The sequence below is a fragment of the Peptoniphilus rhinitidis 1-13 genome (genome assembly GCF_000246925.1).
GTDB lineage: Bacteria > Bacillota > Clostridia > Tissierellales > Peptoniphilaceae > Peptoniphilus_A > Peptoniphilus_A lacydonensis.
Genome location: NZ_BAEW01000018.1, coordinates 15,058 through 29,451, shown reverse-complemented (window position 1 = coordinate 29,451; position 14,394 = coordinate 15,058). Strand labels below are relative to the sequence as shown.

Sequence of the window (14,394 nt, the reverse complement as noted above, 5' to 3'; positions counted from 1 at the left end):
CATATCAACCTCCTCATACAATTATATAGTAAACTTTATAAATTTTACATAACAAAAATCTTCATTTTTCTTAAAAAACTTCAAATAATTTCTTAAATATTTTCAAAATATTTATATATAAAAAAGTCTATTATTATGTTAAGTCAACCCCTTTTTATTTTGTATTTATGTATCAGTTACTTAATACAATAACCATTATATTATTTCTTCTTCTCTCATGCAATATCAAATTAAATTTTTTATAAAAAAAATAATAAATTATTTCAATGTTACTAAAATTTTATAAATACTCTATAATAAATATGGGTGATTTAATGTTAGAGTTAGTGACTTTAATACTTTTTATGATAAATTTGTTTGTGGCAATAATTTTTAATATATCAATTGTGATTGCACTATTTTTTAATTTAATACTTTTAATAATTTACGCCCTTCTAAAAGACTATAAGATAAAAGAAATTAAAAAAATGATTATTGCAGGACTTAATGAAACAAAAATTGTCTTGGCAGTCTTTCTTTTAATTGGAATGATTACTGGAATCTGGAGACTATCTGGAACCATTGCATACATAATTTATATTGGCACAAATTTAATTTCACCAAATTTTTTCTACGTGGGCGTATTTATATTTAATTCAGCAATTTCTATTTTAACTGGAACAAGTCTTGGTACCGCATCTACTGCAGGAATAATATCTATGTCCATATCTAATGCAATGAACTTTAATCCATTAGTAACTGGTGGTGCAATCTTGTCAGGATGTTATTTTGGCGACAGATCTTCTCCAATGTCAACATCAGCACTTCTTGTAGCAACTCTAACGAAGACAGATCTATATGTAAATTTAAAAAATATGTTTAAAACTTGTGTAATACCATTAGTCCTAACTCTAATAACTTTTCAAATTTTTAACTTTAATATAGATGCAAAAATTAATTCAGATAGTGTAAACTCCATTGCAGAAATTTTTAACTTCAATCCTTTGTTAATAATTCCAACGCTATCAATAATCCTCCTTGCTATTTTAAAAGTAGACATTAGAATTAACATGACAATCTCTATTATATTATCCATAATTTCCGCTGCTCTCTTCCAAAATAAAGACATAATAGACATTATAAATTCGCTTATATTTGGCTTTCACATAGAATCCAGTGCAGGAAAATTAATTAACGGGGGCGGATTACTTTCTATGAAAAAAATGATTTTAATCGTGAGCATATCTTCTGGTTACTTTGGATTTTTTAAAGAAACAAAACTTTTAGTTTCTGTAAAAAAATATGTGAAAAAAATGTTTATAAAACTTCCAGACATGGTAGTTATGTCTTTTATCTCCTTTGTCATAGCAGGATTTAGTGCAAACCAAACTTTGACATCAATGATGACTTATGAAATGGCAAGGGACAATTATGAAGATAATTACAAACTTGCTTTGGACTTAGAAAATTCTGCAATAATGACTCCATTATATATTCCATGGAATATAACTGGCAGAACTCCCATGGAAATGGTTGGTGGTCCAATAGCTGCAATATTATTTTCTTTTTACCATCACTACATTATTCTTGTAAATATAATAATTTCCATACTTGATTTTAAGAGAAATAATAATTAAAAATTTTTAGCAAAAAACTCAGGGCAAGGCTCTGAGTTTTATATATTCTATATTTTTGTAAAAGTTCTCGGTGTAAGTTTATTTTCTATTGTTCCAAGAACTAAATCTGCTAAAACTGCCATAAGAGCTGTTGGTATAGCGCCAGCAATTATTATTGGACTGCCATTTGCTACTGTTATTCCTCTAGTTATAATATCTCCTAGTCCTCCTGCTCCTATGAAAGTACCTACTGCTGTAACTCCTATCGCAAGTACTAGTGCATTTCTTATGCCACCCATTATAATCGAAATGGCAAGGGGGAGTTCTACTTTAGTCATAAGTTGTTTTTTCGTCATTCCCATTCCTGTTGCTGCATCAATAAGTTCTGGTGTTACTGAGTTTATACCAGAAACTGTGTTTTTTAAAATTGGAAGTATTGCGTAAAGAAAAACTGCAAATACAACTGTGTTTGGACCAGTTCCTATTGCAAACATCAAAATAGCAAGCATAGCAAGAGAAGGAATAGTTTGCATCACATTTGCTATACTAATTGTTATTCTAGAAAGTTTTTTTCTTCTTGCAACAAAAAATCCTAGAGGAATTGCAATTAATGCCGCAAATAAAACTCCATATATCGATATTAAAAAGTGTCTAATAAATTGTTCAAATACATAACTTGAATTTTTCCCATAATAATAAAATACTTCAGACATCCTTTCCTCCCTTCACAAATTCTTTATACTTTTGCAATTCTTTCTTATCAACTTCTACATCTTCAAAATAATTATTTTTCTTTAAAAAGTTTTCTGCAACTTTTTGTGGTTCTACTAAATCTTCATCAGCTTGTCTATTTAATTCCTGCATAGTTTCCGAAGAAATTTTTCCCATAAGTTTCAATATAGCTTCTTCAACTTCTGGATACTTTTCAATTATTTCACTTGATGCAACTGGCGAACAGTCATAAGGTGGAAACAGTCTTTTATCATCTTCAAGTACAACCAAATCATAAGATGAAATTTTTCCATCAGTTGAATATCCAAGTACTGCATCCATTTCTCCACTTGCAAGTGCTGTATAGACAAGTCCAATGTCCATTGGATAAATGGTTTTAAATTTATATCCATATATATCTTCGAAAGCTTTATAGCCATCTCCTTCTCTTGTTATCCAAGCAGTGTCAACTCCAACACTTATCTTATCAGATAATTTTTCTAAATCTGAAACTTTTTTAAGATTATTTTCTTCTGCAAATTTTCTTGTAACCATAAAGGCATATGTGTTATCAAATCCAAAAGAAGGATACCAATATCTATTCCATCTTTTGTAATATTCTTTCATTACAACTTTTTGTGCTTCATCTGGATCTCTTATAGGATCCATACCAAGTTCGCCACTAAGTGCTGTGCCTGTGTACATCGCACCAACTACATTTACATCTCCTTTTAACATTGCTATGTGATTTAAAACAGATGAAGATAAATTTGTTATAAGTGAAACATCAAGATCAGTATGATGCTCTATCATCTGTTTTACTATTTCTCCCAAAATTTGTCTTTCTGTATTAGAACCTGTGGCAACAACTACATTTGTCTTTGTGTTTCCACCAATACCCGGAAGTGTACAAGATGTTAAAAGTGACGCAATTAAAATTATAAAAATTAATTTTTTTAATTTTTTCATCATGCCACCTCACTAGTTTTATTAGGTGAAAGTTTTTCTTCCAAAATTCCAAATAAAAAATCAACTATAATTGCCATTAGCGTAACAGGAATAGTCCCCCATACTACCATTGGCATTATTGCATTTGTAAGGCCATTAAAAATAAAATCGCCGAGTCCACCTGCTCCTACATAAGATGCAAGAGTTGTCCATGCAAGAACATATACTGCAGAAAGTCTAATCCCGCTCATCATTACAGGCATTGCCATTGGAATTTGTACTTTAAATAAAATTTGTGATTTTGTCATTCCCATTCCTCTAGCTGCATCAATTAAATTTTCATTTACTCCCGCTATCCCAAGATAAGTATTTCTCAAGATTGGAAGAAGTGAATAAATGAAAAGCGAAACTATGGCTGGTTTTTTCCCAACTCCAAAAATTGGAATCATAAGAGCAAGAAGTGCAAAGGAAGGAACAGTTTGTAAGACTGATGCAATTGCCATCACAATTTTTGCTGCAGTTTTAGATCTAGTTAGCAAAATCCCAATAGGAACAGCAACTAGTATCCCAAAAAATAATGAAACGGAAGCAATAAATAGATGCTCCATTGATTTTGCAAAAATTTCTGCACTATTTGAAAGTAGATAATCAATCATCATTCTCACCTATCTTTTTAGATGAATCCCCTGATGCATCTTTTATAAGTTCTGATAAATTATCTTCTTCAAAGATTTCTCCTTCTTCTACTTCGTCCTCATTTTCCCAAAGATTTGTATAAATTGTATCCACGACAGATGCTCTAGTTACAAGCCCCACCAATTTATTTTCATAATCAACAACAGGAAGATTTTTAATATCTAAATTATAAATATCACGAATGGCATTCATGATAACAGTATCTTCTTTGATTGCATAAACTTTTTCCATGACTTCTTCTAAAGATTTAATGTTTTTCCCAAATCTTCCAATGTCAAACATCCCTACTGCACCAAGAAGATGATTATCTTCGTCTGTCACAAAAATTGTATCTACCCTTTTATTTCTCATAAGAGCTAGAGCATCATAAGTGGATCTATCCTTTGTCAGTGAAACAGGATTTTTTAACATTATTGTTTCTACTGTTCTATAAGAAGTTTTTGCTTCATTTAGTTTCTCTTCTCCAAGCATTTCTTCTACATATTTGCTGGCAGGATTTTTCAAAATGTTCTCTGGCGTATCAAATTGCTCAACATGCCCTTTTTTCATAATTACAATTTTATCTGCTAAAGTAAGCGCCTCGTCCATATCGTGAGAAACAAAGACGATTGTCTTTCCCATTTCTTTTTGAAGTCTTTTAACAAGTTTTTGAAGTGCATCTCTAGTTATAGGGTCAAGTGCCCCAAAGGGTTCATCCATTAAAATAATATCTTGATCTGCTGCAAGAGCTCTTATAACTCCAATTCTCTGTTGTTGTCCTCCAGATAGTTCTGATGGATATTTATCTAAATAAGAAAGAGGAAGATCAACTTTTTCGATTAAATTTTCTGCAATTGGTCTTAACTTATCTTCTTCCCACTTTAAAAGCCTTGGCACTAAAACAATATTATCATAAACTGTCATATGTGGCAGAAGTCCTATTTGTTGTATTACATATCCTATCTGTCTTCTAAGATCAACTGCATCCATTTCATTTATATTTACACCATTTATTAAAATCTCGCCACTAGTAATATCGTTCATTCTATTGATCATTCTCATGCAAGTAGTTTTCCCTGAACCACTAGCTCCAATGAAACATATAAATTCTCCATCATTAAATTTTAAATTTATATTTTCCGCTGCAACTTGATTTCCAGGATAAATTTTACTTACGTTTTTAAATTCTATCATTATACTCCCCCTTTATTCCAAACCTATCTTATTAATATTATATCACAGTTAAAATTTTTCAAAAAATGAAACGATTGACTGATATCTTATTAGTGCTATAATCTAGGTATAAGATTGTATTTTTTATTTTTTTAAGGAGGATATTATGGCTAACGATTATCATGAACCCGCTAGTGAAATGACTAAAAAGGAAAGAGAAATTATTCGAGCAATTAACTCTTTTAAAGAAGAAATTGCAGCAGTTGACTGGTATTACCAAAGAGTTGCTGTAACAAATGACAAAGATTTAAAAGAAATTATGTGGCACAACGCTGAAGAAGAAATCGAACACGCAATGATGACTCTTGAATGGCTAAGACGCAATCAAGATGGATGGGACGAACAAATGCGAACTTACTTATTCTGCGAAGGTAATATTTTAGAAGCAGAAGAAAATAGTAAAAAAGACGATAAAAAAGAAAAAAATACTAGCAAAAAGAAAAGCAAATAATTCTTAAAAATTTTTCTACAAAAAACTGACTGGAGTTTTAAAATTCTAGTCAGTTTTTATTTTTTGTTTTAAATTTTTTTAATTCTGAGCTCTAAATTTTTTTCATTTATTTTTCTCTCAGTATACTCTTTTATAAGTTCATAAATTGTAGATGCAAGTGGCACAAAAATCCACATTCCCACAACACCAAAGAGTGAACCGCCAACTGTTATTGCAATAAGAGTCCAAAGAGATGGAAGACCAACTTTTCCTCCAACAAGTTTTGGATAAACTAAATTTGATTCGACTTGTTGTAAAATAACTATTAAAATTAAAAAAGCAAAAGCTTTTGTTAAATCTTCTATTGCAATCATAATAAATCCCATTGCCCCACCTAAAAAAGGTCCAATAATCGGCACTAGATCAGTAACTCCAACTATAATGCCAAGAGTCGCTGCATTGGGAATTCTTAAAATAAAACTGGATATAAATGTTGCAATTCCTATAAGAGTTGAAACTGCCAATTGCCCTTTTATAAATCCAAAAAAATTTTCATGCAAAAGGTGTGCAACATGAAGAATCTTGTCTGCAACTTTGTCGTCAAACATTGAGTAGCAAATTCTTGTGGATTGGTATCCAAGGCTTTCTTTATCTGCCAATATATAGATTGAAGTAATTACGGCAAGAAAAAAAGAAAAAAGTCCTCCTATTATGCTTGAAGCGGTAGAAAGTGCATTGTTTAAAATAGCTGTCGATTTTTCATCCGATGTCATAAAACTTTTTACTCTATTAAATATTTCATTCCAGCTTAAATTGTCATATTCTTGTTGCAATCTGTTAGAATATTCATTTAAAAAGGGTATTTCTCTAGTTTTATCTATTGCCATTTGCAAAAAACTGGGCAGCGATTTTTTAAGTCCATTAAAAGAATTTGCAATTTGAGGTGCAATGATAACACTTATTATATAAATTATAAGTATTAATAGGATAAAAGAAATAGTAATGGAAATAGATCTCTTGTGTTTTTGAAAATTTTTATTTTCTATTTTATTAAAAACTTTATTTTCAAAGAAGTTTAGAGGTATTTTCATTATAAAAGCAAAAACTGCACCTAGAATAAAGGGTGAAATTATACCAAAAAATACTCCAATTCCAGAAAATATGTAATTACTTTTTGCAAATAAATAAGCTACAAATAAAAGTGCAAGTCCTGTCAAGAAAACCTTCTTATAAACCTCTTTTTTAAAGGACAATTTTCTTACAGCACTCTTTTCTATTTCCCTTTTCTCATTTTTTTCTTCCATGAATCTCCCTTTCTATTTTGAATTTCCCAAAATATTATTCCAAAATTTGAAATACTCTTCAAAAAAATTTTTTTGAATCTTTTCTACATTTTTTACATTCATCTCATAAATTTCAAATGCCAACTTAACCTGTCTTAGGAAGATATCATTATAATCATTAATTAATGAATAGGTTTTTTCCTCTACTTCTTTTAGATCTTTGATTTCGTAAATCATTGGTAAATTGTTTTTCCTAACTTCCACGGATGTATCTTTATTTTTTTCTTTAATACTTGGATTTATTTCCATAATTATTTCAAAATCTTTATTATCTAAATTTTTCTTTTCTTTGTAGTCTATTTCTAATTTTTCTTTTTTCGAAAAATCTGTATCATCAAGTGGAAGCAAAAATCTTATAGGATTTACAACGAGAGATTTTTCTTCATCTGAATCTTTTTTAGTAAAGGAAATTTTCCCACTATTTTCATGCTTTGAAATTTCTTCTAAGTTTGAACTTTCTCTTTCTTTTAGAGCCTTGTAAAAATACTCTTCACTTAATTTTATAAAATCCTCATCTTTTATAGTCGCATATTTTGCCCCTCTAAATGTGGATTTTATTTTATCATCTATCTCTCTTATTTCTATAAATTCAATATCTACTTTAGATTTATTCTTTCCATATTGAAACTTTTCCAAAACTTTTCCTAGGGCAAAATTATCTTTATTTTTAAGCCAAAGAAAATCATCTTTATTTAACTTATCAAGCAAATTGACAAGTGAAGTTGCAACCCTCGGACTCATGTTTTTTATGTCCAAATATTCTTTCAAGTTTTCTCTACTTGAAATATCTTCTTCACTATTAAAACAAATTTCATTGTTTTTTACAAAATCATTAAATACTTTTTCATCATTAATTGAAATTCTATAAGCCTTAACTCCCACTTTGCCCTCCTTAAAATTATTTAGAACCCTCTCAAAACATCAGGTCTAAAATTTTTCTTTTTCAAAGTTTTTTCTATTGCACCTATAAGAGCTTTTCTGTCCTCATTTAAATTTCCTGCAAGGAGTACATAATTTGAAGCGTGATTGGACCTAAAAACTGTTCCCTCAGAATCAACGTGTTCCAAAAATATTTTCATTTCTTCCAAAATTTCTCCTGCATCTGGCATTTTGAAATCCCCAGAAATATAATCTTTATAAAGAGGTGTATTTTTATAAACCCTCATTGTCAGATAACCTAAGAAATCTGGCTTAGTTTCTGAAACAAGTTTTGCAGTTCCTATTGCATTTTTTTCTATGCCATCTACTCCACCAAGTCCTGCAATAATTGTAACAGAAGTTTTAAAACCTGCTTCTTTTGCCTTTTTCATTGCAGATACATATTCCTCATAGGTTATACCTTTTTGAATTTTTTTTAAAAGATCTTCATCTCCAGTTTCAAAACCAATATAGAGCATTTCAAGTCCTGCATCTCTTAACTTTTTCAAATCTTCAAGAGATTTTCTATTTATATCCTTAGCTGTAGCATAGGATGAAACTCTATTCACATCTGGAAAATATTCTTTAATAGTCTTTAAAATTTCTAACAAATCCTCTGTCTTTAATACTAAAGCATCTCCATCTGCCAAAAAAATTCTCTCAAAATAATCTTTATAAGCACTCATCTCCACTAAATCTTTTTTTATTTCTTCTAGTGGTCTTACTCTAAAATCATCATCTTTATACATGTAACAAAATGTGCAATTGTTGTGCGAACAACCAACTGTAGCTTGAACTATAAGAGATCTTGCTTCACTTGGTGGTCTAAAAACATTTCCGTAGTACTGCATATTTCTTCCCTTCTATTTTTAATTTATAAATTAGTTCTTCCCATGTTTCTTTAACAATGTACTCTTAACTTCCCAAAGTTTTTCTGACAAGTCCACAATATATTCATTTGGATTGTCAAGTCTTTTTGTTTCACTCCAAAGAGTGTCAAGTTCCATTTCTGCTTTTTGTTTTATTTCTTCAAGACTTGGAAGATTATATACTAGTTCTCCCTTTTCGTAAATTTGAACTAAAACTTTTTTAACATCATAATTTTCCAAAGTTTTTCTCTTCCATGTATAAACTGGATGGAAAATTTCATAATTATTTTCTGGGATTTCTTCTTCTCTTAATGCAATAACATCTGCCATTGCCTTTTTACTTTCTTTGTCATAAAATCTATAAAGTTCTTTAAATCCAGGAGTAGTTATTTTTGTAACATTTTCAGAGATCTTTATTTTTGGAATGATTTCTCCATCATCATTTACTGTGGCAGCAAGTTTATATACTCCTCCAAAAACTGGCGATGACTTTGAAGTTATAAGTCTTTCTCCAACTCCAAAGGAATCTATCTTAGCCCCTTGATGTAAAATATTTCTTATTGTAAATTCATCAAGAGAATTTGAAGCCATAATTTGTGCATCTGGATAACCTGCATCATCTAACATTTTTCTCGCCTTATTAGATATATAGGTTATATCTCCAGAATCAATTCTAATTCCCTTAGGTCTAAATCCTCTTGAAACAACTTCTTCATCAAAAATCTTTATTGCATTTGGCACACCTTCTTTTAAAGTGTCATAAGTGTCTACCAAAAGAAGACAATTGTCTGGATAAACTCTTGCAAAGGCTCTAAAAGCTTCTAATTCTGTGTCAAACATTTGAACCCAAGAATGTGCCATTGTTCCAAGAGCTGGAACTCCAAACATTTTGTCTGAAAGAGTATTTGCAGTGCCAGCACATCCTCCAATGTATGCAGCTCTTGCGCCTAAATTTGCAGCAGAATAACCTTGTGCCCTCCTCGAACCAAATTCCACAACTGGTCTTCCTTTTGCTTGTCTTACAATCCTACTTGCCTTTGTCGCAATCATTGACTGATGATTTATTGTCAAAAGCACCATAGTTTCAAGCATTTGTGCTTGGATGGCAGGACCTTTAACTGTGAGTAGTGGTTCTTCAGGAAAAGCAAGAGTTCCCTCTGGCATTGCCCACACGTCGCATTCAAATTTAAAATCTCTCAAATAATCCAAAAATTCTTCAACAAAAATATTTTTTTCTCTCAAAAATTCAATATCTTCTTCTGAAAAATGAAGATTTTCCATGTATTCAATTAATTGTTCAAGTCCTGCAACAATCGTGTACTGTCCGTTATCAGGCACCTCTCTAAAAAACATATCAAATATTACAATCTTATTTCTCATTTCTTCTTGAAAAAATCCATTTGCCATTGTTAGTTCATAAAAATCTACAAGAAGTGTGAAATTTTTCTTTACATTATAATTTACCATTTTTACTTTACTTCCTTCTTTTTTTCTTCGACTTGCTAAGTTCTTAATTAATTAAATAAATTATAACACAAAGAGTAACTTTTTTATAATTTAATCCCTTTATAGCAGAGTTTTCTACTTTTAATATTATTTTTAGAAAACATTTCTTGTGTTATAATTTTTAAACGAAAAGTTTTTAAATAGTCTTTATTTTTAAAATTTTTACGTTAAACTTATAAAATCGATTTAGTCTAAAAAATAGTAAATAACTGTGTTATAATAAAATTAGATTGGTAAAGGTGAAATAATTTTTGAATACAATTAAGAGTACTGTGGACATTGAAAGGTCCCTTATAAAAACTTATAGAAGAGATGTTTATAAAAAATTTGTGCAAGGAGTTAATAAATACGAACTAATAAGTCCAGGAGATAAAATTGCAGTTGCAATTTCTGGCGGAAAAGATTCTCTTACTCTTGCAAAACTTTTGCAAGAATTAAAAAAGCACAACAAGGTTCCCTTTGAGCTTGAATTTATTACAATGGACCCAGGTTATCTTCCTGAAAATAGAGAAAGATTGGAATTTAACTGCGAAAAACTTGGGATCCCAGTAAAAATTCACAATTCAGATGTCTTTTCTGTTGCAGAAAAAATGTCAGATGGCGGATCTCCTTGTTATATGTGTGCGAGAATGCGTCGTGGCAATCTATACAATAGAGCTCAAGAACTTGGCTGCAACAAACTTGCCCTTGGTCATCACTTTGACGATGTAATAGAAACTGTGATGTTAAATATTATTTATGCTGGCGATTTTAAAACTATGATGCCAAAATTAAAATCAAAAAATTTTGAGGGCCTTGAGTTAATAAGACCAATGTATCTAGTTAGAGAAGAAGCTATAATTAGATTTATGAAATCAACTGGACTATCTGCTCTTGACTGTGCCTGTACTGTCACAAAGAAAAAGTCAGGTAACAAAAGATTTTTTATAAAAGATTTAATTGAAGAGTTAAAAAAGGAAAATAAAAATGTTGACATAAATATTCTTCGTGCTACTGAAAATGTAAATATGGAACAAATCTTAGGGTATAAGGAAAAGGGCGAAAGACACGACTTTTTAGAATTTTATTAGGAGGAGATATGGAAGAGATTAAGATGATTTCTTGGAATGTAAACGGACTTCGTGCTGTTGTCAAAAAAGGTTTTATGGATGAATTTAAAAAACTTGACGCAGATTTATTTGCACTCCAAGAGATAAAACTTCAAGAGGGACAAATTGAAATTGACCTTCCCCATTACTATGAATTTTACAATTATGCAGAAAAAAAAGGCTATTCTGGTACAGCAATTTTCTCAAAAAAAGAACCTATCTCTGTCAATTATGGAATTGGAATAGATGAACACGACAAGGAAGGACGAGTTATTACTCTGGAGTTTGAAAATTTTTATTTTGTAACTTGTTATACTCCTAACTCAAAGAGAAAACTCGAAAGACTAGATTACCGACAAGTTTGGGAAGATGATTTTAGAAATTATTTAAATGAACTTAGAAAAAATAAAGAAGTAATTCTTTGTGGCGACTTAAATGTTGCTCACAAGGAGATCGACCTTGCAAATCCTTCTACTAATAGAAAATCAGCTGGATTTACTGATGAGGAAAGAGAAAAATTTACAGAACTTTTGAAAAATGGATATATAGATACTTTTAGATATTTCTATCCAGATTTAAAAGATGAATATTCTTGGTGGAGCTACTTTGCAAAATCAAGAGAAAGAAATGTAGGCTGGAGAATTGATTACTTTGTAGTTTCAGAAGGTCTAGAAAAACATTTAGTTGATGCAAAAATTCATCAGGAAGTTATGGGATCTGACCACTGCCCTGTTGAATTAAAAATAAAATTATAAAAATATAAGGAGGATTTAATGGAAAACTTATTGTCAGTACCTATTAAAGATGATATTTATTTTATAGGGACAAATGATAGAAAAACTGAACTATTTGAAGGGATGTGGCCACTCCCAAAGGGAGTTGCTTACAATTCTTATTTAGTTAAAGGCGAAAAAAATATTATCGTAGATCTTGTAAGAGCAAATACTACTGAAGCTTATGTTGAAAAGATAAATGAAATTATTGGAGAAGATGAAAAAATTGATTACATCGTAATAAACCATATGGAACCTGATCATTCATCTTCAATAAAATCAATCTTAGAAATTTATCCTGATGCAAAACTTGTAACAAATAAAAAAGCTGTTGCAATGTTAAATAATTTCTACGAAATTAAGGACAACATACTAGAAGTAAAAAATGGAGAAACTCTTGAACTAGGAAATAGAAAATTTACTTTCCACATGACACCAATGGTTCACTGGCCCGAATCCATGGTAACTTATGAAGAAGCAACAAAGACACTTTTCTCACAAGATATATTTGGTGGATTTGGAACACTTGACGGTGGTATTTTTGATGATCAAATTGAATACGACGCATACTATCTCGAAGAAACCACTAGATACTTTATAAATATTGTTGGGAAATATTCTTCCCAAGCACTTAAAGCATTAAATAATTTGGGCGGACTTGATATTGAATTAATTTGTCCAGTTCATGGTCCAATTTGGAGAGATAACCCCAAAAAAATAATTGACATTTACACATCTCTTGCAAATCAAGAAACAATTGATGGCTGTGTTGTAATATATGGATCAATGTATGGTAATACAGAAACAATGGCAGAAGCTGTTGCAAGAGGACTTTCACAAGGCGGTCTTAAAAATATAAAAGTGAGAGATATAACAAAAACTCCTTTCTCTTACCTTCTATCAGATATTTGGAGATACAAGGGAGTAATACTTGGTTCATGCTCTTATGACAACAACTTATTCCCACCAATGGATTATTTTTTGACAGAAGTTTCTCACCAAAGAATGAAAAATAATTATTGGGGAATCTTTGGATCTTATTCATGGAGCGGCGGTGCTCTTAAAAATCTAAAAAAATATATGGAAGAAGGAAAGTATGATGTGCTAGACACTCAACTTGAAATTCAAGGTGCAGCAACTGATGAAGAAATTAAAAAACTAATTGAATTTGGTGAAGAAATGGCTGCAAAAATTTTAGAAAAATAAATTTTAATAATTTTAATCGTCACGGTTTTATCTCGTGGCGATTTTTTTCTTAAAAATGTTAAATAATACTTAAATTCTTAAAAATTAATTGCAGTAAACTCTATAAAAAGGTAAAATTGCACAAAAAAAGAATGCCTCCACTTTTCATCGTAAGACATTCTTTTTTAGAAACCCAATTCCATCCAATGATTACTTTTTGGTTCAATCACGTCTATCACCTATATCTTATTTTACTAAAGCATCTTATAAATTTACATTGTCCAAAGTCCCAAACTCTAAGACTTTGTGCTCATTATAAAAATACTAAAAGTAATTTTTCTTACTAAACTTACTCGCAAATTAATAAAATCTTCCTATTCATTCGTTAAAACTATTCGATTTATATAAAAACTTTGGCATTTTAAGTCAAAATTTGTAAATTTAAAAAAATCAAAAACATTTTTACTTTTAATTGGATGGAATTGTCAAGCTTCTCCAAATAAGAATCGTAAATCTAAATTTCTATTTACTAATCAATTAATCTTATCTGGTATTAATATAATACCCTGTAAAATAATTTTAAAACACTTTTTATAAAAATTTTTTAAATTATTTTACTAATTTTTATAGTATAATAATTTTAAGTCAAAGGAGGCAAAATGAACACATTAATTGGATACAAAAAGTGCAGTACTTGTAAAAATATAGAAAAGCTATTAGAAGAAAAAAACATTTCTTATAACTATAGAGAAATTGACAAAGATCTTTTGTCGAAAATTGAACTAAAAAATATAAAAGAAAAAGCAGACATTGATATTTATAAGCTCTTTAATTCAAGTGGAGTAAGATACAGAGAACTTGGACTAAAAGATAAAAAGAAGAGCATGACAGATGACGAAATCTATGAACTTCTTTCAACTGATGGTATGCTTGTCAAAAGGCCTATTCTCTTAACAGATAAAAAAGCTTTCATAGGCCCACAAGTAAAAAAATATTTAGAAAATTTATAATTTTTAATCTCATCTGAGGGTGAGATTTTTTATTGCAAAAAAATACTAGAATTGATATTTCAACTCTAGTAAAAATTTTTATTCTTTTCTATCTCTCTTAACCATACAAA

14 protein-coding genes are annotated in these 14,394 nt (G+C 30.0%); 6 read left to right on the top strand and 8 right to left on the bottom strand.

All coding sequences use genetic code 11. The features are described 5' to 3' along the window. Positions 1-314 precede the first annotated feature (314 nt). Entirely contained in the window at positions 315-1,616 is a 1,302-nt protein-coding gene (locus tag RH95_RS08270) for a Na+/H+ antiporter NhaC family protein (protein ID WP_010247966.1), read from the top strand. Positions 1,617-1,663: 47 nt separating this feature from the next. Here the strand turns inward: RH95_RS08270 and RH95_RS08265 are convergent, their stop codons facing one another. Genes RH95_RS08265 through RH95_RS08250 form a run of 4 tightly spaced genes read right to left on the bottom strand, consistent with a single transcriptional unit; the run spans position 1,664 to position 5,123 of the window. Beyond that, complete coding sequence (locus tag RH95_RS08265) at positions 1,664-2,308, bottom strand: ABC transporter permease (protein WP_010247964.1); 645 nt, start codon at positions 2,306-2,308, stop codon at positions 1,664-1,666. Next, entirely contained in the window at positions 2,301-3,275 is a 975-nt protein-coding gene (locus tag RH95_RS08260) for an osmoprotectant ABC transporter substrate-binding protein (protein ID WP_010247962.1), read from the bottom strand. Before RH95_RS08260 ends, RH95_RS08265 begins: the two co-directional genes overlap by 8 nt. Further along, positions 3,275-3,910: an ABC transporter permease gene (locus RH95_RS08255; protein ID WP_010247959.1), complete on the bottom strand. Its 636-nt coding sequence runs from the start codon at positions 3,908-3,910 to the stop codon at positions 3,275-3,277. The genes RH95_RS08260 and RH95_RS08255 overlap by 1 nt, the downstream gene beginning before the upstream one ends. Continuing rightward, positions 3,903-5,123, bottom strand: a complete 1,221-nt coding sequence (locus RH95_RS08250) for an ABC transporter ATP-binding protein (RefSeq protein ID WP_010247958.1) — start codon at positions 5,121-5,123, stop codon at positions 3,903-3,905. The genes RH95_RS08255 and RH95_RS08250 overlap by 8 nt, the downstream gene beginning before the upstream one ends. Before the next feature lie 145 nt (positions 5,124-5,268). On the opposite strand from RH95_RS08250, the gene RH95_RS08245 reads away from it, so the two are divergent. Then, entirely contained in the window at positions 5,269-5,613 is a 345-nt protein-coding gene (locus RH95_RS08245) for an encapsulin-associated ferritin-like protein (RefSeq protein ID WP_010247955.1), read from the top strand. A 68-nt stretch (positions 5,614-5,681) separates the two neighbouring features. Here RH95_RS08245 and RH95_RS08240 read toward each other — a convergent pair whose 3' ends face one another. Genes RH95_RS08240 through RH95_RS08225 form a run of 4 tightly spaced genes read right to left on the bottom strand, consistent with a single transcriptional unit; the run spans position 5,682 to position 10,189 of the window. Then, positions 5,682-6,896, bottom strand: a complete 1,215-nt coding sequence (locus tag RH95_RS08240; RefSeq protein WP_010247952.1) for an AI-2E family transporter — start codon at positions 6,894-6,896, stop codon at positions 5,682-5,684. Positions 6,897-6,908: 12 nt separating this feature from the next. Next, entirely contained in the window at positions 6,909-7,817 is a 909-nt protein-coding gene (locus tag RH95_RS08235; RefSeq protein ID WP_010247948.1) for a hypothetical protein, read from the bottom strand. A 20-nt stretch (positions 7,818-7,837) separates the two neighbouring features. Next, entirely contained in the window at positions 7,838-8,704 is an 867-nt protein-coding gene (locus tag RH95_RS08230) for a radical SAM protein (RefSeq protein ID WP_010247946.1), read from the bottom strand. A 30-nt stretch (positions 8,705-8,734) separates the two neighbouring features. Beyond that, a complete protein-coding gene (locus tag RH95_RS08225) occupies positions 8,735-10,189 on the bottom strand; it encodes a nicotinate phosphoribosyltransferase (protein WP_010247943.1) in 1,455 nt (484 codons plus the stop codon). A gap of 290 nt (positions 10,190-10,479) precedes the next feature. Between RH95_RS08225 and RH95_RS08220 the strand changes: the two genes are divergently transcribed. The 4 genes from RH95_RS08220 (at position 10,480) to RH95_RS08205 (ending at position 14,284) form a co-directional block, all read left to right on the top strand. Then, positions 10,480-11,298, top strand: coding sequence for a tRNA lysidine(34) synthetase (locus RH95_RS08220; protein ID WP_010247940.1), 819 nt, complete (start codon positions 10,480-10,482; stop codon positions 11,296-11,298). Positions 11,299-11,315: 17 nt separating this feature from the next. Then, positions 11,316-12,071 (top strand): exodeoxyribonuclease III, encoded by a 756-nt coding sequence (locus RH95_RS08215; protein ID WP_026038623.1) that lies wholly within the window; start codon positions 11,316-11,318, stop codon positions 12,069-12,071. An 18-nt stretch (positions 12,072-12,089) separates the two neighbouring features. After that, entirely contained in the window at positions 12,090-13,295 is a 1,206-nt protein-coding gene (locus tag RH95_RS08210; RefSeq protein WP_010247934.1) for an FprA family A-type flavoprotein, read from the top strand. A gap of 638 nt (positions 13,296-13,933) precedes the next feature. Beyond that, entirely contained in the window at positions 13,934-14,284 is a 351-nt protein-coding gene (locus tag RH95_RS08205; RefSeq protein ID WP_010247931.1) for a Spx/MgsR family RNA polymerase-binding regulatory protein, read from the top strand. The last annotated feature ends 110 nt before the right edge of the window (positions 14,285-14,394 follow it).

Excerpts from the sequence above, each read along its gene's own strand:
- RH95_RS08270 (WP_010247966.1), top strand. The coding sequence starts at position 315 with ATGTTAGAGTTAGTGACTTTAATACTTTTTATGATAAATTTGTTTGTG.
- RH95_RS08265 (WP_010247964.1), bottom strand. The coding sequence starts at position 2,308 with ATGTCTGAAGTATTTTATTATTATGGGAAAAATTCAAGTTATGTATTT.
- RH95_RS08260 (WP_010247962.1), bottom strand. The coding sequence starts at position 3,275 with ATGAAAAAATTAAAAAAATTAATTTTTATAATTTTAATTGCGTCACTT.
- RH95_RS08255 (WP_010247959.1), bottom strand. The coding sequence starts at position 3,910 with ATGATTGATTATCTACTTTCAAATAGTGCAGAAATTTTTGCAAAATCA.
- RH95_RS08250 (WP_010247958.1), bottom strand. The coding sequence starts at position 5,123 with ATGATAGAATTTAAAAACGTAAGTAAAATTTATCCTGGAAATCAAGTT.
- RH95_RS08245 (WP_010247955.1), top strand. The coding sequence starts at position 5,269 with ATGGCTAACGATTATCATGAACCCGCTAGTGAAATGACTAAAAAGGAA.
- RH95_RS08240 (WP_010247952.1), bottom strand. The coding sequence starts at position 6,896 with ATGGAAGAAAAAAATGAGAAAAGGGAAATAGAAAAGAGTGCTGTAAGA.
- RH95_RS08230 (WP_010247946.1), bottom strand. The coding sequence starts at position 8,704 with ATGCAGTACTACGGAAATGTTTTTAGACCACCAAGTGAAGCAAGATCT.
- RH95_RS08225 (WP_010247943.1), bottom strand. The coding sequence starts at position 10,189 with ATGGTAAATTATAATGTAAAGAAAAATTTCACACTTCTTGTAGATTTT.
- RH95_RS08210 (WP_010247934.1), top strand. The coding sequence starts at position 12,090 with ATGGAAAACTTATTGTCAGTACCTATTAAAGATGATATTTATTTTATA.
- RH95_RS08205 (WP_010247931.1), top strand. The coding sequence starts at position 13,934 with ATGAACACATTAATTGGATACAAAAAGTGCAGTACTTGTAAAAATATA.